17 protein-coding genes and 1 pseudogene are annotated in these 16,669 nt (G+C 63.8%); 13 read left to right on the forward strand and 5 right to left on the reverse strand.

Annotation, left to right across the window (positions count from 1 at the left end):
- Window positions 1-9: 9 nt before the first annotated feature.
- On the forward strand, window positions 10-375 hold the full coding sequence (locus tag D7S89_RS03140) for a DUF3022 domain-containing protein (protein ID WP_121275484.1): 366 nt from the start codon (window positions 10-12) through the stop codon (window positions 373-375).
- Window positions 376-399: 24 nt separating this feature from the next.
- Here D7S89_RS03140 and D7S89_RS03145 read toward each other — a convergent pair whose 3' ends face one another.
- Window positions 400-834 carry a PGDYG domain-containing protein gene (locus D7S89_RS03145; protein ID WP_121275486.1) on the reverse strand — a complete coding sequence of 145 codons (435 nt, stop codon included), beginning with the start codon at window positions 832-834 and terminating at the stop codon, window positions 400-402.
- A 122-nt stretch (window positions 835-956) separates the two neighbouring features.
- A complete protein-coding gene (locus D7S89_RS03150) occupies window positions 957-1,463 on the reverse strand; it encodes a Spy/CpxP family protein refolding chaperone (RefSeq protein ID WP_121275488.1) in 507 nt (168 codons plus the stop codon).
- 295 nt (window positions 1,464-1,758) lie between these two features.
- On the opposite strand from D7S89_RS03150, the gene panE reads away from it, so the two are divergent.
- From panE to D7S89_RS03165, 3 genes are all read left to right on the forward strand, one after another.
- A complete protein-coding gene (gene panE, locus D7S89_RS03155; protein ID WP_121275490.1) occupies window positions 1,759-2,691 on the forward strand; it encodes a 2-dehydropantoate 2-reductase in 933 nt (310 codons plus the stop codon).
- 36 nt (window positions 2,692-2,727) lie between these two features.
- A complete protein-coding gene (locus D7S89_RS03160; RefSeq protein ID WP_121275492.1) occupies window positions 2,728-3,189 on the forward strand; it encodes an Lrp/AsnC family transcriptional regulator in 462 nt (153 codons plus the stop codon).
- A gap of 193 nt (window positions 3,190-3,382) precedes the next feature.
- Window positions 3,383-4,489 (forward strand): saccharopine dehydrogenase family protein, encoded by a 1,107-nt coding sequence (locus D7S89_RS03165; protein ID WP_121275494.1) that lies wholly within the window; start codon window positions 3,383-3,385, stop codon window positions 4,487-4,489.
- Between the two features lie 198 nt (window positions 4,490-4,687).
- Here D7S89_RS03165 and D7S89_RS03170 read toward each other — a convergent pair whose 3' ends face one another.
- The 3 genes and pseudogenes from D7S89_RS03170 to hpaR form a co-directional block, all read right to left on the reverse strand.
- Complete coding sequence (locus D7S89_RS03170; protein ID WP_121275496.1) at window positions 4,688-5,278, reverse strand: P-loop nucleotide/nucleoside kinase family protein; 591 nt, start codon at window positions 5,276-5,278, stop codon at window positions 4,688-4,690.
- Between the two features lie 128 nt (window positions 5,279-5,406).
- Window positions 5,407-5,712 (reverse strand): YciI-like protein, encoded by a 306-nt coding sequence (locus tag D7S89_RS03175; protein ID WP_121275497.1) that lies wholly within the window; start codon window positions 5,710-5,712, stop codon window positions 5,407-5,409.
- Window positions 5,713-5,862: 150 nt separating this feature from the next.
- A pseudogene (gene hpaR, locus D7S89_RS03180) lies at window positions 5,863-6,285 on the reverse strand (homoprotocatechuate degradation operon regulator HpaR); the annotation flags it as partial.
- Between the two features lie 154 nt (window positions 6,286-6,439).
- Between hpaR and D7S89_RS03185 the strand changes: the two are divergent.
- From D7S89_RS03185 to D7S89_RS03225, 9 genes are all read left to right on the forward strand, one after another.
- Window positions 6,440-7,153: a fumarylacetoacetate hydrolase family protein gene (locus D7S89_RS03185; protein WP_121275501.1), complete on the forward strand. Its 714-nt coding sequence runs from the start codon at window positions 6,440-6,442 to the stop codon at window positions 7,151-7,153.
- Window positions 7,150-7,947 (forward strand): fumarylacetoacetate hydrolase family protein, encoded by a 798-nt coding sequence (locus D7S89_RS03190; protein ID WP_121275503.1) that lies wholly within the window; start codon window positions 7,150-7,152, stop codon window positions 7,945-7,947. Before D7S89_RS03185 ends, D7S89_RS03190 begins: the two co-directional genes overlap by 4 nt.
- Window positions 7,944-9,407, forward strand: a complete 1,464-nt coding sequence (hpaE, locus tag D7S89_RS03195; RefSeq protein ID WP_121275505.1) for a 5-carboxymethyl-2-hydroxymuconate semialdehyde dehydrogenase — start codon at window positions 7,944-7,946, stop codon at window positions 9,405-9,407. The genes D7S89_RS03190 and hpaE overlap by 4 nt, the downstream gene beginning before the upstream one ends.
- 30 nt (window positions 9,408-9,437) lie before the next feature.
- Window positions 9,438-10,286, forward strand: a complete 849-nt coding sequence (gene hpaD, locus D7S89_RS03200) for a 3,4-dihydroxyphenylacetate 2,3-dioxygenase (protein WP_121275507.1) — start codon at window positions 9,438-9,440, stop codon at window positions 10,284-10,286.
- 43 nt (window positions 10,287-10,329) lie between these two features.
- Window positions 10,330-10,722, forward strand: a complete 393-nt coding sequence (locus tag D7S89_RS03205) for a 5-carboxymethyl-2-hydroxymuconate Delta-isomerase (RefSeq protein WP_121275509.1) — start codon at window positions 10,330-10,332, stop codon at window positions 10,720-10,722.
- 43 nt (window positions 10,723-10,765) lie between these two features.
- Window positions 10,766-11,569 (forward strand): 2-oxo-hept-4-ene-1,7-dioate hydratase, encoded by an 804-nt coding sequence (hpaH, locus tag D7S89_RS03210; protein WP_121275511.1) that lies wholly within the window; start codon window positions 10,766-10,768, stop codon window positions 11,567-11,569.
- A 148-nt stretch (window positions 11,570-11,717) separates the two neighbouring features.
- Window positions 11,718-12,710: a hypothetical protein gene (locus D7S89_RS03215; protein WP_121275513.1), complete on the forward strand. Its 993-nt coding sequence runs from the start codon at window positions 11,718-11,720 to the stop codon at window positions 12,708-12,710.
- Window positions 12,711-12,920: 210 nt separating this feature from the next.
- Window positions 12,921-13,634, forward strand: a complete 714-nt coding sequence (locus tag D7S89_RS03220) for a Hint domain-containing protein (protein WP_121275515.1) — start codon at window positions 12,921-12,923, stop codon at window positions 13,632-13,634.
- 131 nt (window positions 13,635-13,765) lie between these two features.
- Window positions 13,766-16,669: RHS repeat domain-containing protein (locus D7S89_RS03225; protein WP_220702115.1), on the forward strand; the 2,904-nt coding region annotated here is incomplete at its 3' end.

The raw sequence follows: 16,669 nt of genomic DNA on the forward strand, positions 1-16,669 counted from the left end.
TCCGTGACGATGGAACCCTACCGATACGAATGTGCGAGCGCCGAGTTCGAAGAACTCGCGCGCGTGATCAGTGATCTGTTTCCCGAGCAGACGCTCTTTACCGAACAACGTGCCGACGACGGCCCCGCCGCGCTGGTCGCGCATTGGTTGGCGATGCGCTTCGGCAGCACGCCCAAGCGCATGACGCTGACCATGCAGGTGACCGTGCCGGCGCTTGCCCGCTATCGGGCGCTGCCGGTCCGTGCGCGCGGCCGCAGTTATGCCGTGCTGCGCGCGTTCGTCGAAGCGGCACTCGGTTCGCTCGAAGAGCAGTACGCGAGCGGGGCCGCCGTGCCCCGCGAGATGACGATCGAACTCGGCGACGAATTCGCTTGAATGCCCCTAGCGAAAAGACCGACTTCAGTCGGCGCGCCGGTAGACGGCCGCGAAGCGCTGCGCCTGCACGACGCCGTAATCGCCCGGTGCATACTGCATGACCCAATCGCCGGCCACGCCGCGCAGGACGTCGCCGGCGGCCGAGCGTGCGATCGAGAACGCCTCGCCCATCTGCTTGGCCAGCACCGGCGCCGGCCGGTTGCGATAAGCGCCCGCTTGGCCGTGCACGAGCGCCGACGAGGCCGGCACATACTTCGGATCGAAACGCTCGCGCGCCACGACCCAGCGCGCACCGCCGGTACCCGTCACGAGCGCGTCACCCGGCGCGTAGCGGTTCGGCCCCTCGAGGCTCATCAGTTCGCCGGGCTCCTCGGCGAACGTCACGAGCACGGTTTCGTCTTTCACGTAGCGATGCGCAGCCGGGTCCGTGCGCAGGTCGACGTCTTTCAGTTCGATCATGATGCCAAGCCAAATGTCAGGAAGGCGAGAGCGTAACGGGAAACGCTTGCGCGCGCACGTCTTTCGCTGTGCGGCGGCCGCTCACGGCAGGTCTTGCCGTAAGCGGCGGTTGCGACTGTAGATCACTGCTCAGCCGGCTTCTCGGCTGCACTGGCCTTGCCCGTGTGCCCCCGTCGATGTCCGCCCGGCGCGCTCATTCTTGCGCGGAACGTCGTATCGGCCAATTGCTTCTGCTGCGGCGAAAGGCTGCTGTAAAGCGGCTCGAAGGCGCCGACGAGCTTTTTCATGCCATCGGCGTGCGCCTGCGCGATGTCGGCGTACTGCTTCATGTTGTCGAGTGCCGATTGCGTCTTCGCAGCCTCGATGCGGTCGTGATAAAGCTTGTCCATCGTCGCGCCGTTCTCGCGCATCACGTCGGCGAACGTCTTCCATTGCGCTTCCTGCGCCGCGGTGATCTTCAGCTGCGAATGCAGCTGCGTGATGCGCGCTTCGACACGCGCGGTATCACGGTCGGCGGCCGGCATGCTGGCCGCCGATGCTTGCGCGGGGGCGGCGACCGGTGCCGATGCTTGTGCGAACGCGGCGCTTGCTGCGAGCGCACACGCGAGAACGACCAGTGTCTTTTTCATTGGAGCTCCTTCTGTCGGGAAAGCCTGCTCGAAACCTGCGGCGTTGCAGGTCAATGCGTTGGACCGCATTCACTGTGCGAACGTTCGTCGACAGCGCGAACGCAACGAATCTTGCGTAATCCTTACGATGTGCGCGACAGCTCGATGATGTCCCGGAATCCCTCCTCTCCCATCCCCAGGCCGACTTCCCGCGGGGCGACCGACTTCCTTCGGGGCACACGTACGCATGCGCGCTGTCTGTATTACAGTGGGCCTCCTCATGCGGTACGGTCATGACGACTTTTCAGGAGCGACAATGCGGATCCTCGTGGTGGGCGCCGGCGCGGTCGGCGGATATTTCGGCGGGCGGATGGCGCTGGCCGGACAAGACGTGACGTTTCTCGTGCGCGAGGCACGCGCGCAGCAGTTGAAGCAAACCGGGCTCGTGATCAAGAGTCCGAAGGGCGATGCGACGTTGAACGACGTACGCACGGTCCTGACGTCGCAGATCGAGGCGCCGTACGACCTCGTCCTGCTCAGTTGCAAGGCTTATGACCTCGACGATGCGATTGCCTCATTCGCGCCGGCGGTCGGCCCGAACACGGCGATCCTGCCGATGCTGAACGGCATGCGGCACCTCGATGTGCTCGCGCAGCGCTTCGGCCATGATCGTGTGCTGGGCGGCGTGTGCCTGATCGCCGCCACGCTCGACGAGACGCGCGCCATCGTGCATTTGAACGACCTGCATGCGATCGTCTTCGGCGAGCTCGACGGTGCCCTCAGCGCGCGCGTGGGCGCCATTGCCGAGGCATTGCGCACGGGCGGCTTCGACGTCGACGCGAACGACGCCATCGTGCAGCAGATGTGGGAGAAGTGGGTGTTCCTCGCGACGCTCGCCGGCAGCACTTGCCTGCTGCGCGCCAGTGTCGGCCATATCCTCGCGGCGCCGGGCGGGCAGGCTGCCATGCAGGCGCTGTTCGACGAATGCTCGGGCATCGCAGCTGCAAACGGCCACGCGATGCGCGAGCCGTTCGCGGCGCGCTCGCGTGCGATGCTGTTCGCGACGCGCTCCCCGATGACCGCCTCGATGCTGCGCGACATCGAAAACGGCTTGCGCACCGAGGGCGACCACGTGCTCGGCGATCTGCTCGCGCGCCGGCCGGCGAGCATGACTCAAGCCGCGGCGCCGAGCGTGCTGAGCCTCGCCTATACGCACGTCAAAGCCTACGAGGCGCGGCATGCGCGATAATGCGGCGCCTCTTTCTCCACGAGCCGTGATTCATCGATGAGACCTCCGCGCCTTGACCAACTCGACGACCTCGACCGCAACCTCGTCGCGCTGCTGCAAGCGAATGCGCGTGAGAGCGTAGCCAATCTCGCGCGCCAGCTCGGCGTCGCGCGCACGACGGTGCTCGCGCGCATCGAGCGGCTCGAGCGCATGCAAGTGATCGCGGGCTACGGTGTGCGGCTCGGCCAGGATGTGCTCGATGCGAGCATTCACGCCTATGTGGGCATCATCCTCGCACCGAAGTACGGCGCAAACGTGCTCAAGCGCCTGGAGAAGATGCCCGAGGTGCAACTGCTCTGCGCGGTCAGCGGCGAGTTCGATTACGTGGCGTGGTTGCGTGCCGACTCGCCGGACCGGCTCAACGATCTGCTCGATCAAATCGGAGCGCTCGAAGGCGTCGAACGCACGACGACGTCGATCATCCTGGCTCGCAAGATCGACCGCGGCACGATGGGCTGAGTCTTTTTACCCCATTTTCGACGAAATGTAAGTTTGCATCGTCATTTCGTCGAAATGGGCGCTACTAAACGGCACTTTGCGCCTGTTTTCTGTTTTTGCGCGTCTCTACACTGTTCCCTGTCCAAAGCGTCTCATCGCGGTGCGGTGCGGCCAGGCTCGAACATACACACAAGACACGGAACAGGAGAAGCGCATGAAGGTAGCTATCGTCGGTGCAGGGTTGATCGGTCACACCATCGCCCACATGCTGCGTGAAACCGGCGACTACGAAGTGGTCGCATTCGACCGCGATCAGGCCGCGTTGGACAAGCTGGCTGCAGAAGGCATCGCGACGCAACGCGTCGATTCCGCCGATTCGAATGCGATCAAGGCTGCGGTGCAAGGCTTCGATGCGCTCGTCAACGCACTGCCGTACTATCTCGCCGTCAACGTGGCGGGCGCGGCCAAGGCTGCGGGCGTGCATTATTTCGATCTGACCGAAGACGTGCGTGCGACGCAGGCGATCCGCAACCTCGGCGACGGCGCGGCACAAGCGTTCATGCCGCAATGCGGCCTGGCGCCGGGCTTCATCGGCATCGCCGCGCATGAGCTCGCGAACCGCTTCTCCGAAGTGCGCGAAGTGAAGATGCGTGTGGGCGCGCTGCCCGAGTTTCCGACCAACGCGCTCAAGTACAACCTGACCTGGAGCGTCGACGGCCTCATCAACGAATACTGCCAGCCGTGCGAAGCGATTCGCGAATCGCACACGCAATGGGTGCAGCCGCTCGAAGGTCTCGAGCATTTCTCGCTCGACGGCATCGAATACGAAGCGTTCAACACGTCGGGCGGTCTCGGCACGTTGTGCGAGACGCTGTCGGGCCGCGTCGAGACGCTCGACTACAAGTCGGTGCGTTATCCGGGCCACCGCGATCTGATCCAGTTCCTGCTGCAGGACCTGCGCCTCTCGACCGATCGCGACACGCTCAAGACGATCATGCGCCGCGCCGTGCCCTCGACCGCGCAAGACGTCGTGCTGATTTTCGTCACGGTGACGGGCATGCGCAACGGCCAGCTCGTGCAGGACGTGTTCACGCGCAAGATCTTCGCGAAGACGGTCTGCGGCATGCCGATGAGCGCCATCCAGATCACGACGGCCGGCGCGATGTGCGCGGTCCTCGACCTGTTCCGTGAAGGCAAGCTGCCGCAAAGCGGCTTCGTGCGCCAAGAGCAAGTGTCGCTGCGCGACTTCCTCGCCAATCGTTTCGGCCAGCTGTACGAAGGCTCGACGCTCGACGCGATGGCGACGACGACGACGGCCTAAGTAAGTTGGGTACGAGGGCAACCTGAGAGAACCCCCAAGGCCATCTCTGGCCTTGGAAAGCATAGCGGCACCCCGTAGGGCACTCGAGAGAGCCGCAATAGAAGAGGATAGCCACGCATGCGGCGACGCATGCGTGGTGAACCTCCCGCCTTCGTTTCCGCTTCCGCTGATTGAGCGCTGTGCTGTCGAATGCGCTCGTTACGCGGACCGTCCTTCGACGATCGCGCGCAGCAGCGCGTCGAGATCGGCCGCCGTAGGCGCCGTGTTGTCGAACATCAGCAGACCTTCGCGCGCCGCACCACTCGGCACGAAACGTCGTTGCCGATACGCATCCCAGTGTGTGAGCTTGTAGGCGTCGTTTGGATTGCGACGCGCAACGATGCGCGCGTGCGCCGTTTCCTCGGAGGTATAGACCCATACGATCTGGACCATCACATCGTCGCCGATGCCGAGCCATTGGCGATCGAACAGGCGCCTGTCGCGTATCTCGCGCGAAAGCGGACCGACCACGACCACACTGACGCCGAGCTCGAGGTTTTCGCGGGTCGTATCGAGCAATCCCTTGTATTCCGGATCACGCAGATGTTGCAAATACAGTGGACTGTCGCGATCGTCCGGGTTGCCCGTCAGCGCGCCCATCGCTGCGGCGCTGTAGCGGCCATACAACGTGTCCTTGTCGAGCAGGCAGAAGGCCTCGCCCGTCGCGCGCATGAGCGGGCCGATGAGCCGCTTGGCAATCGTCGTCTTGCCGGTGCCTGCATGGCCGCAAAAGAATACGAGGTGCGTCACGAACCGATGTCCTTGGTCTAACTTGAGAGAAACGGCGCTCGGGTACCGTTTCTCCGATCATGACCAAGAAGGCTGGGAGGCGCAAGCGCGTGATGGTGACACTCGCGCCGGGCAGGGAGGGTGACGCGTCAGTCTTGAGGCCGGATCGGCGTCGCGGCTTGAGGGCCGACGACGGTCGTCCAGGGCCGGATCTTCCAGCCCGTTACGACACCATTGCGTACGTAAGGATCGTTCCTCGCGAACTGTTCGAGCACGTCGGGCGACTCACAGTCGAACAGCAGCAGGGAGCCGTCGACGGGATCGGCCAACGCGCCCCCGAGGACCAGTTCGCCGCGTGCGACAGCTTGCCATGCGTAGGTCAGGTGTTCTGCGCGGAACTGGCCGCGTCGCTCGAGGTAGTCGGGGGCGACTTCGTAAAACAGAAGGCAATGCATGGCAGATCTCCCGGGGCGACAAAATTAAGCTGTGAACTAATAACCCTCTTGCTCTGTGGACGTCGACATTTTCGCCCGCGTTCGACGAGACGTTTTCGCTGGCGGAGCGTCTTGCTGCGCTGGCACCTCATCTTCGGCGGGCGGCACCGCATCGATGAGCCGGTCGAGACGGCTGTATAGGTCGCCGAGCACACTCGGACCAAGACTCGCTTCGAGTTGCTTGTACTGTGCATCGATGCGCGGGCGGATGACGGCGACGAGATCGAGGCTTTTCGCGGTCAGGCTGACGATCAGCTTGCGCTGATCGGCGAGCGGCCGCATGCGGCGGATCAAGCCGTCGCGCTCCATCCGTTCGAGCACGCCGGTGAGGCTCGGGCTCAAAATGCAGCACTGCTTTGCGATCTGGCCCGCCTCGAGCTCGTGACGCGGTGCATCGCCAAGCGTGCGGATGATGCGCCATTGCTGCTCCGTCAGCGAAAATTCCTTCAGAATCGGGCGAAACAGGCCCATCAGCGACTCGCGCGCTTGCAGCAGGAGCATGGCTAGATTGCGATGTTCGAACGGTCGATTCATGGTGCGGCGCAGCGTATGGCAAACGAAGAAGTCATCTTAGCAGCGCTGCATCGTGTGTGCGCGACCTGATAACGACAAGCCACCGAGATTGCACGTATTTAATATATTAAGTACGATTTGGATCGCGGATCGGAAAGATCGAAGGAGACCGTCGATGAGATTGGCGCATGTCGCCGGCTCGATTGAGCGCACCCTACGCGGCGAACTCGAGCTCGGCACCGTCTATGGCACGTTGTTGAACTTTCGTGGTGCGCTGACAGCACTCGGCGAGGCCGTCCATGCGCCGCCTTACGGCGCGCCGCCGCGTGCGCCGGTTCTCTACATCAAGCCGGCCAACACGCACGCGTCACACGGTGCGACTGTCTGCATGCCGGCCGGCGTCGAGTCGCTGCGGATCGGCGCTGCGCTCGGTATCGTGTTCGCACGCCGGGCCACGCGGGTCAGCCCCTCCGATGCGTTGGACTATGTGCTGGGCTACACGATCGCAAGCGACGTCAGCGTGCCGCATGACTCGTATTACCGGCCTGCCGTGCGCTCGACCTGCCGTGACGGCTTTTGCCCGCTCGGGCCGGCCATCGTGTCGCGCAACGCCGTGTCCGATCCCAACCATCTGCCGATTGCCGTGCGCATCAACGGTCAAACGGAGCAGACCGACAAGACGTCGCAAACCGTACGCAGCGTCGAGCAACTGATTGCCGACGTGACCGAGTTCATGACGCTCGACGCCGGCGACGTGCTGCTGCTCGGCGTACCGGCCGATGCACCGCATGCGCACGCAGGCGATCACGTCGAGATCGAAATCGGCGAGATCGGCATCCTTTCGCATTCGGTCGCGCTGGCCGAGGGCCGCGCTCAGGAGGCGCCATGAAGACCGCACGTGTCGTATTCAACGGCGCGTTGCACACGGCCACGCCAGCCGGTACGGATCTGATCCGCCTCGACACCGGACGCATCGTCAACGAACGCGATGTAAGGTGGCTGCCGCCGATCGTGCCGCGCACGACGTTCGCGCTGGGCCTGAACTACGCCGATCACGCCAAAGAGCTCGCCTTCAAAGCGCCCGACGAACCATTGGTATTCCTCAAAGGACCGAATACGTTCGTCGGCCACCGCGCGCACACGGTGCGGCCCAGCGGCGTCGACTACATGCACTACGAGTGCGAGCTGGCCGTCGTCATCGGGCGGCGAGCAAGCGGCATCAAGAAGGCCGATGCATACGACTACGTTGGCGGCTACACGATCGCGAACGACTACGCCGTGCGCGACTATCTCGAGAACTACTATCGTCCCAACCTGCGCGTAAAAAGCCGCGATACTTGTACGCCGCTCGGCCCGTGGCTCGTGGACCGCGACGACGTGCCCGACCCGATGAACCTCACGCTCTCCACGTTCGTGAACGGCACGCGTACGCAGCACGGCTCCACACGCGACATGATTTTCGACATCGCCTCGCTGATCGAATATTTGAGCGCGTTCATGACGCTCGAGCCAGGCGACTTGATCCTCACGGGTACGCCCGAGGGGCTTGCCGATACCCGTTTGGGCGACGAAGTCGTCACCGAAATCGAAGGCATCGGCTGCCTCGTGAATACGATCGTGAGTGAGGCCGATTACTATGGCGAGGCCGCTTGCGCAAGCCATTGGGCGAGGAGCGAACGATGACGATCAAGCATTGGATCGACGGCAAGCTGGTTGAGAGCCGCGAGACCTTCATCACCTACAACCCGGCGACGGGAGAGGCAATCGACGAAGTCGCGTCGGGCGATGCCGAGGAGGTCGAGCTGGCCGTGCGAGCCGCGAAAGACGCGTTTCCGAAATGGGCCGACACACCGGCCAAGACGCGCGCGAAGCTGATGCGTCGCCTGGCCGAGCTCATCGACGAGCACGTGCCCGAGCTTGCCGCGCTCGAAACACAGGACACGGGCCTGCCCATCGCGCAGACGCGTAAGCAGTTGATCCCGCGTGCCGCCGAGAATTTCAACTTTTTTGCGCAAGCGTGCGTGCAGATGAACGGGCGCACGTACCCCGTCGACGATCAGATGCTCAACTACACGCTCTATCAGCCGGTGGGCGTGTGTGCGCTGATTTCGCCTTGGAACGTGCCGTTCATGACTGCGACCTGGAAAGTCGCGCCGTGCCTTGCGCTTGGCAACACGGCGGTGCTGAAGATGTCGGAGCTCTCGCCGCTGACGGCCGACCAGCTCGGCTTGCTGGCGCTCGAGGCCGGCATTCCCCCCGGCGTGCTCAACGTCGTGCATGGCTACGGGGCGCGTGCGGGCGACGCGCTCGTGCGGCATCCGGACGTGCGCGCCGTCTCGTTCACGGGTGGCACGACCACGGGCAAGCGCATCGTCGAGCGTGCGGGGCTCAAGAAATTTTCGATGGAGCTCGGCGGCAAATCGCCGGTGCTGATCTTCGACGATGCCGACCTCGAACGCGCGCTCGATGCTTCGCTGTTCACGATCTTTTCGATCAACGGCGAGCGTTGCACGGCGGGCTCGCGCATCTTCGTGCAGCGTACGATCTACGATGCTTTCGCTCAGGCGTTCGCGCGTCGCGCGCAGCGGCTGATCGTGGGCGATCCCACCGACGACGCGACGCAACTGGGTGCACTGATCACGCGCGCGCACTGGGAGAAGGTCACGGGCTACATCCGGCTCGGGGAACAAGAGGGGGCGCGCATCCTGGCGGGTGGGCCCGATAAACCGGCATCGCTGGCCCCGCATTTGAGGAACGGGCACTTCGTATCGCCGACCGTGCTCGCCGATGTCGACAATCGCATGCGCGTCGCGCAGGAGGAGATCTTCGGGCCCGTCGCTTGCCTGATTCCGTTCGATGACGAAGACGACGGCCTGCGTCTGGCCAACGATACCGACTATGGGCTGGCGTCGTATATCTGGACGCAGGACGTCGGCAAGGTGCATCGGCTCGCGCGCGGCATCGAGGCCGGCATGGTATTCGTCAACAGCCAGAACGTGCGCGATCTGCGCCAGCCTTTCGGCGGCGTCAAGGCGTCGGGCACGGGGCGCGAGGGCGGCGAGTACAGTCTCGAGGTGTTCGCCGAAGTGAAGAACGTCTGTATCTCGATGGGCAGCCACACGATACCGAAGTGGGGCGTCTGAGCCGCTACGCGGCTTGAGGAGGCACGCAGAATGGGAAAGCTGTCGTTGGCCGCGAAAGTGACGCATGTGCCGTCGCTGTATCTGTCGGAGATGCCGGGCAAGCACCACGGCTGCCGCGCGGCCGCCATCGAGGGGCATCGCATCATCGGCGAGCGCTGCCGCGCGCTCGGCGTCGATACGATCGTCGTGGCCGACGTGCACTGGCTCGTCAACGCGGGCTACCACGTCAATTGCAACGAGCACTTCAGCGGCACTTACACAAGCAACGAGCTGCCGCATTTCATCAAGGACATGCGCTACGCGTATCCGGGCAACCCACTGCTGGGCCGCCTCATCGCGAAGACGGCGACCGAGCAGGGCGTGTTCACACGCGCGCATGAAATCGCGAGTCTCGAACTCGAGTACGGCACGCTGGTGCCGATGCGCTATATGAACGGCGACGAGCACTTCAAGGTCGTCTCGATCGCGGCGTGGTGTGCCTGGCATCAGCTCGACGAAAGCCGGCGCTTCGGCGCGGCACTGCGCGATGCGATCGAAGCCAGCGACTCGAATGTCGCCTTTCTCGCCAGCGGCTCGCTCTCGCATCGTTTCAGCGACAACGGCAGCCCTGAGGCATCCATGCATGCGATCAGCCGCGAGTTCTTCCGGCAAGTCGATCTACGCGTGGTCGAGCTATGGAAGCAGGGCGATTTCGCGACGTTCTGCAAGATGCTGCCCGAGTACAACGAGCACTGCCACGGCGAAGGCGGCATGCATGATACGGCGATGCTGTTGGGCCTGCTGGGATGGGATGCCTACGACAAGCCCGTCGAGATCGTCACCGATTACTTCGCGAGCTCCGGCACCGGGCAGATCAACGCGATCTTTCCGCTGCCGTGAGCCGTCATCGTCATTGCGGTTTATCGGATCAAGGAGCCTAGCGATGCCTCATATCATCGTCGAATACACCGACAATCTGCGCGAAGATGCGCGCGTTGCGCTGCTGCTGAAGACGATCAACGAGACGCTGATCGCGCAAGGCGGCGTCTATCCAACCGGGGGCATCCGCTCGCGTGCGATCGAGCTGCACGACTATTGCGTCGCCGACGGCACCGAGAACGATGCGTTCGTTCATGTCACGCTGAAGATCGGTTCGGGGCGCAGTGAGGCGGTCAAGCAGCAAACGTGCGATGCGCTGTTCGAGGCGATCAAGGCGCACTTTTCCGAGGTGTATGCGAGACGCTATTTGGCGTTGTCGCTCGAACTGGTCGAGTTCAGCGAGAGCGGGTCGTACAAGCACAACAACATTCACGAGCGCTATCGACGCGCTTCCTGATCTCCTTAAATCCCTGATTGATTTGCCATCCTAATCGATTGCCATGCTGAATCAGTCCATGATCGAGGCGCTTGCGCAGCGCTTGCACGAGGCTGAGCGCGAGCGCTGCCAGATCCGCCAAATATCGCTCGACCACCCCGACATCACGATCGACGATGCCTACGCCATTCAGCGCGAATGGGTCGCCATGAAGCTCGCAGAAGGACGCACGTTGAAGGGGCACAAGATCGGGCTCACGTCCAAGGCGATGCAATACACGTCACAGATCGACGAGCCCGATTTCGGCGCGCTGCTCGACGACATGTTTTTCGCCGAGGGCAGCACCGTTCCCGTCGAGCGTTTCATCGTGCCGCGCCTCGAAGTCGAACTCGCCTTCGTCCTCGGCAAACGGCTCGAAGGGCCGAATTGCACGATCTACGATGTGTACGATGCTGTCGATTACGTGACGCCTGCGCTTGAAATCATCGACGCGCGTAGTCATTCACTCGATCCCGAGACCAAGCGGCCGCGCAAAGTCTTCGACACCATCGCCGACAATGCCGCGAATGCCGGCGTGATCCTCGGTGGGCGGCCGGTGCGGCCTCATGACGTGGACTTGCGCTGGGTGGCCGCGATCATGTCGCGTAACGGGGTCGTCGAAGAGACGGGCGTTGCGGCAGGCGTGCTCAATCATCCGGCCAATGGCGTGGTATGGCTCGCCAACAAGCTGCATCGATTCGGCGTGGCGCTCGAGCCTGGCCAAGTGATCCTCGGCGGTTCGTTTACGCGGCCCTGCGCGGCGCGCAAAGGCGATACGTTTCATGTCGATTACGGGCCGCTCGGGGCAATCGGCTGCTATTTCGGGTAGCGCGACAACAGAGCACTCGTTCGGTTTCGCAGGTCGTGATATCAGGCCGCTAGTTCTTGTCCAAGCACGGTGCCGCGGGTAGTATTCGCTCGCCATTCATGCGGGCGGGCGGTTTCCTGCCCGTTCTCCGAAGCCGTCGAGACCACCGATGCACCATTTCTTCCAGCCGCTCAATCACCTTCGGAACATTCGCGTTTGGGCGCGCCGGCACGACGCGAGCGTTTCCCTCGACGCCGTCACGTTCCGTGTGACAGTCACGCGCGACGGCCGTGTGGTGACGCTCGTGCCCCGGTTCATCATGGAGATGGACACCGGGTTCGCCTACACGAACCACTTCGGGGACGACGACACGCTCTTCTGCGGTTGGCTACCCTACGACGTCAAGCGTTGGCCACTCGCCTCGGACAAGCTCGCCTTCAAGCAGTATTGCGAGCAAGCCGGGTTGCCGGTTCCGGCCTATTCATTGCAAGGGATGCAGCAACCGGACACCGACTTCATCGTCAAAGGGCGCCAAGGTTCGTTCGGCCGCGGGATTCGTGGCCCATTTCGTTCGGGCAGTGCGCAAGCCCAGGCTGTCGTGCTCAGCCCGGGCCAGTTCTTCGAGCAGTTCGTTCAGGGCGAGTGCGCCAAGATCTGGTGCTGGAACGGATGTCCGGTGGCGATGGAGCGCTTGAAGGCGCCGTTCGTCGTCGGCGATGGCGTGCGCTCGTTGCGCGAGTTGCTCGAAAGTAGCGGACGCGGCAGCTTCGACGTGCCCCAGCCCGCCGATAAAGCCGATCACGACGTGCTTGCGTGGCAAGGTCTCGACGTCGACAGTGTGCCGGCCTTGGGGCAGCGCGTCGTGCTCGACTTTCGGTACGCTTCGCCGTTCGATCGGACGATCACGCGCGACCGCGACGTGCTGTCGGCGCAGAGCGTTTCAATGCGGGCGCGGCTGCACCAAATGGCCGGTTCGCTTGCGCAAGGCATTCCTCCGGCGACGCGCGAGCACACCATCTTTACGGTCGATGCCATCGTCGACGAGGATGACCAGCTGTGGCTGCTGGAGATGAACAGCCACCCCATGGTGCATCCGGCCAGCTATGTGCCGATGCTCGATAGCCTTTTCGGCGTGGATTTGTTGTCATTGCCCCGCGATTGAGCGGGTACTCGCACGGGTACGGCGCGTAGGAATAGACGCATTCGCCTAGGCCGCGAAATTTTTTTGGCAAATCGCTAAACGTTTTCAGAAATCGCCGGATAACTTGTTCTGAAGACCGCGAGCGGAGTCGGCGGCTCTTGATCCGGGCAGCGGGCGGTGTCAAGCCGAAACAGCGGATGCCCAAGTCAACCTACACGCGAGGAGTACCAAATGGCAGTGCAACAGCAGATTTCGGCCCAGTCCGGTGTGGCGCAACAAGAAACGTTCATTCGCTACCGTGCGCCGATGGACGCGAGCGGCTGGGAGATTACCCGCGAGCCAGTTCAGCGGCGCATGACGCAATCGCCCATCATCAATCTCGGTAGCGGCGGCCATGGCTCGTGCGTCCTGGCCGGCACGCCGATCCTGATGGCGGACGGCAGCACGCGCAGCATCGAAACGTTCGTCGGCGGCGAGAAAGTCCGCACGCTGAGCGGCGTCGGCACCGTGACTGCTGTCGAGCGCGTCAAGCTCGGCGTCACGCGCCGCATCATCGAACTGGCCCGTCCCAATGCCGAGTCCCTGTTCCTCTCCGACGAGCACGCGCTCTGGACGCGCAACGAAGCAGGCGGCGCAGCGCAGGAATGGTGGGGCACCTACAACTTCAGCCACTGGTTCTGGGAAAAGAGCATCGGCATCGCCTCGCAGACGACCCGCGATGCACACGCACTGCGCTTCGATATCCCGAACCTGCACGCGACGGTCGACGGTTGGCACGCCGTGCAGCCGATCTACCACGTGATGCCGATCGACACGCCGCTGTTCGATCTGATCGTCGACGTCGGCGGCAGCTACATCGCCGGCGGCTTCGTGCTGAGCAGCCGCGCGACCGATGCCGATTGCGAAGGCGTCAGCTGGAAAGCAGGCGAGCTCGTCGCCGCCTGACGCCTTAACGGCACTCCAAGCAGTTTGACTTCTGTCCGTCCGGCCGTTTTTCGGCTGGACGGTGGGCGCCTTTGCGCCCGTGGCGAGCGCGAGAGCAGCTCGCGCCACGACACTCCCGAGGAATAAGAAAAATGGTAGCGATCGTCAGCGGCAATGGTCTGGGCCTGTCTTTGTCTTCGTTGTCCCTGCTGGGGCAGCGCGGTGTCGCCGGCAATGTCGCCGGTGGCCGCAACGGAGAGCTCGGCTACGTCAACGCGGCGAACGGCAATCTGATCCTTCAGGACCGTGACGACTACCTCGCTGCGCACGGCCTGCCGGTCGATGTGCTGCGCACCTACAACAGCGAAGGCAACTTCGGCGACGGTGGCGACAACTGGAACCTCGGGACGAGCCGCAAGCACCTGCAAATCTCGGGCATCGTCTACACCGCGGGCAGCACGATCACGCGCACCGACGCCGACGGTACACAAGCCGTTTTCACCTTCGACGCGGCACGCGACCTGTACGTCAACCGCGACGGCGCTGGCGCGAACGATACGATCCGCTACGACAGCAAGGCAGGACGCCTCATCTTCACGAGCGGCGCAACGGGCGCCCAGGAACGCTACGAGATGGGCGGCCTCGGACGCCTGCTCTCGACGACCGATACCGTCGGCAACACGATTACCTATAGCTACGGCAGCAACAACTTGCTGTCCAAGATCGTCGACGCGAGCGGCGAGACGACTTACCTCGATTACAGCGGCAACGACGTTACGCAGATTCGTACTGTGCTGCAGGACGGCACGACGATCGCGCGTGTGCATTACGGCTACGACGCGCAGAATCGCCTCTCGATGGTCAGCGTCGATGTGAGCGCGGCTAGCGGCAGTACGCCCGCCACGAGTTACGTAACGACCTACGGCTACGACGGCACGAGCAAGCGCATTGCCTCGATCACGCAGTCCGACGGCAGCACGCAGTCGTTTACCTATGTGCAGGTGGGGAGCGACTACCGCATCGCCACGGCCACCGACGGCAACGGCCAGATCACGCGCTTCGCCTATGACACGACGAACCGCCGCACGAGCGTCACCGATCCGCTGGGACTCGTGTCGACGTTCAGCTACGACACGGCCGGGCGCCTGACGCAGCTTACGGGCCCGTCGGTGAACGGCGTTGCGCAGTCAACCACGTTCACGTATGGCATCGGTGGCCACGTTGCGCAGATCGTCGATGCGGCCGGCCGCACCGTCACGATGCAGTACGACGCGAACGGCAATCAGATCCAGCAGCAGGACAGCTCCGGCAACACGGTCACGCGTATCTACAGCACGACGTTCAATGGTCTGCTGACCGAGACGATCTACACGAGCCCGGCCGCTGGAACGACGCAGGCCGCACAGCCGCTGACGACGCGCTATGTGCGCGATGCGCAGAACCTGCTGCGCTTTACCGTCAGCGCCGATGGCCGCGTGACCGAGTATCGCTACAACGCGAACGGCGAGCGCACGGCGACGATCCAGTACAGCGGCAACAGCTATGCGCTGACGGGCCTGGCCTCGACCGATGTGCCCACGCTTGATCAGATGCAGGCCTGGGCGGCGAAGGCCAACCTTGCGCAAACCGAGCGCACCGACTTTGCCTACGACTTCCGCGGGCAGCTCGCGAGCCGCACCGCGTATGCGATCGTGGACGCCTCGGGCAACGGCATCACCGATGGCACGCAGTCGGTCACGCACTACGTCTACGACCCGCAAGGGCGCTTGCTGTCGACCGTCGACGGCCGCTCGAACGCCACGCAGCTGACCTACGACGGCCTGGGCCGCGTGCTCACGAGCACCGATGCGGCGGGCCACATCACCGTCACGCGCTACGACGACGCGCACAACCTGACGTTGGTGAAGCTCGCAAGCGGGCTGACGACCTCGTCGATCTACGACAAGGCCGGCCACCTGCTGAGCGTCGTGCAAGCCGATGCGAACGGGCAGAGCCTGGGCCAGACGAGCTACGCCTACGACGCCGATGGCCGCTTGCGCATGACGACGGACCCGACCGGTGTGCGGCAGTTCGTGCTGTACGATGACGCCGGCCGCAAGATCGCCGACATCGACGGCGCTGGCGCACTGACCGAATACCAGTACGGGCAAGGCAGCGACCTCGCGCAGACGATCGCCTACAGCACACCGCTGACGGCGGCAGCCCTGGCGAGCCTGATCGATGCGAACAGTAAGTCCGGCAACGTGAGCCTGGCTTCGATCCGGCCGGCCGCGAGCGCCAGCGACCGCACCGCGCACAACGTCTACGACGCCTCGGGGCGTCTGGCGATCAGCATCGATGCCGCCGGCAACGTGACGCGCACGATCTACGATGGCGCTTCGCGCATCGTGTCGGTGATCCGCTACGCGACGCCGCTCGACTTGAGCAAGCTCGGCGCGAATCCGACGATTGCCTCGGCGACGCCGGTCGCGAGCGCGCAAGACCGCATCACGCGAAACTTCTACAACAACGACGGGCAACTTATCGGCACGGTCGATGCCGAGGGCGGCCTCGTCGAATACCGCTACGACGCGGCGGGCCGCCAGACGGACCGCATCGCGTATGCGACGCCGGTCTCAAGCACGGCCGCCGCACAAGCGGGTGCGACGCTTTTGTCGCTGATCCCGGCCGCAAGCTCGAGCGACGCCCACAGCTACACGCTGTATGACGGCAAGGGCCAGGTGACCGGACAGGTCGATGCCGAGGGTTACCTGACGGAGAGCGTCTACGACGCTGCCGGCAACGCGGCGAAGACGATTCGGTATGCGACGGTTGTGACGATGCAAGCGGGCGCGACAGTATCGTCGTTGCGCCCCGCTTCAAAGCCCGAAGACCACGTCGTGACGAACACGTACACGGCGCTGAACCAGCTGGCGACGAGCACTGACGTCGAAGGCACGACGACGCAGTACGCCTACGATAGCGCGGGCCACTTGGTGTCGACGACGCGCGCAGCCGGCACGACCGATCAACGCACGCTGACCAAGCAATACGACGTGCTGGGCCGCGTGACGGCT

The organism is Trinickia fusca, assembly GCF_003628145.1.
Taxonomy (GTDB): domain Bacteria; phylum Pseudomonadota; class Gammaproteobacteria; order Burkholderiales; family Burkholderiaceae; genus Trinickia; species Trinickia fusca.

What these genes read in the sequence shown, in the direction of transcription:
- D7S89_RS03165 (WP_121275494.1), top strand. Translation starts at nt 3,383, where the DNA reads ATGAAGGTAGCTATCGTCGGTGCAGGGTTGATCGGTCACACCATCGCC.
- D7S89_RS03190 (WP_121275503.1), top strand. Translation starts at nt 7,150, where the DNA reads ATGAAGACCGCACGTGTCGTATTCAACGGCGCGTTGCACACGGCCACG.
- hpaE (WP_121275505.1), top strand. Translation starts at nt 7,944, where the DNA reads ATGACGATCAAGCATTGGATCGACGGCAAGCTGGTTGAGAGCCGCGAG.
- D7S89_RS03215 (WP_121275513.1), top strand. Translation starts at nt 11,718, where the DNA reads ATGCACCATTTCTTCCAGCCGCTCAATCACCTTCGGAACATTCGCGTT.
- hpaD (WP_121275507.1), top strand. Translation starts at nt 9,438, where the DNA reads ATGGGAAAGCTGTCGTTGGCCGCGAAAGTGACGCATGTGCCGTCGCTG.
- D7S89_RS03220 (WP_121275515.1), top strand. Translation starts at nt 12,921, where the DNA reads ATGGCAGTGCAACAGCAGATTTCGGCCCAGTCCGGTGTGGCGCAACAA.
- D7S89_RS03185 (WP_121275501.1), top strand. Translation starts at nt 6,440, where the DNA reads ATGAGATTGGCGCATGTCGCCGGCTCGATTGAGCGCACCCTACGCGGC.
- D7S89_RS03145 (WP_121275486.1), bottom strand. Translation starts at nt 834, where the DNA reads ATGATCGAACTGAAAGACGTCGACCTGCGCACGGACCCGGCTGCGCAT.
- D7S89_RS03175 (WP_121275497.1), bottom strand. Translation starts at nt 5,712, where the DNA reads ATGCATTGCCTTCTGTTTTACGAAGTCGCCCCCGACTACCTCGAGCGA.
- D7S89_RS03205 (WP_121275509.1), top strand. Translation starts at nt 10,330, where the DNA reads ATGCCTCATATCATCGTCGAATACACCGACAATCTGCGCGAAGATGCG.
- D7S89_RS03160 (WP_121275492.1), top strand. Translation starts at nt 2,728, where the DNA reads ATGAGACCTCCGCGCCTTGACCAACTCGACGACCTCGACCGCAACCTC.
- D7S89_RS03150 (WP_121275488.1), bottom strand. Translation starts at nt 1,463, where the DNA reads ATGAAAAAGACACTGGTCGTTCTCGCGTGTGCGCTCGCAGCAAGCGCC.
- hpaH (WP_121275511.1), top strand. Translation starts at nt 10,766, where the DNA reads ATGCTGAATCAGTCCATGATCGAGGCGCTTGCGCAGCGCTTGCACGAG.
- panE (WP_121275490.1), top strand. Translation starts at nt 1,759, where the DNA reads ATGCGGATCCTCGTGGTGGGCGCCGGCGCGGTCGGCGGATATTTCGGC.
- D7S89_RS03140 (WP_121275484.1), top strand. Translation starts at nt 10, where the DNA reads ATGGAACCCTACCGATACGAATGTGCGAGCGCCGAGTTCGAAGAACTC.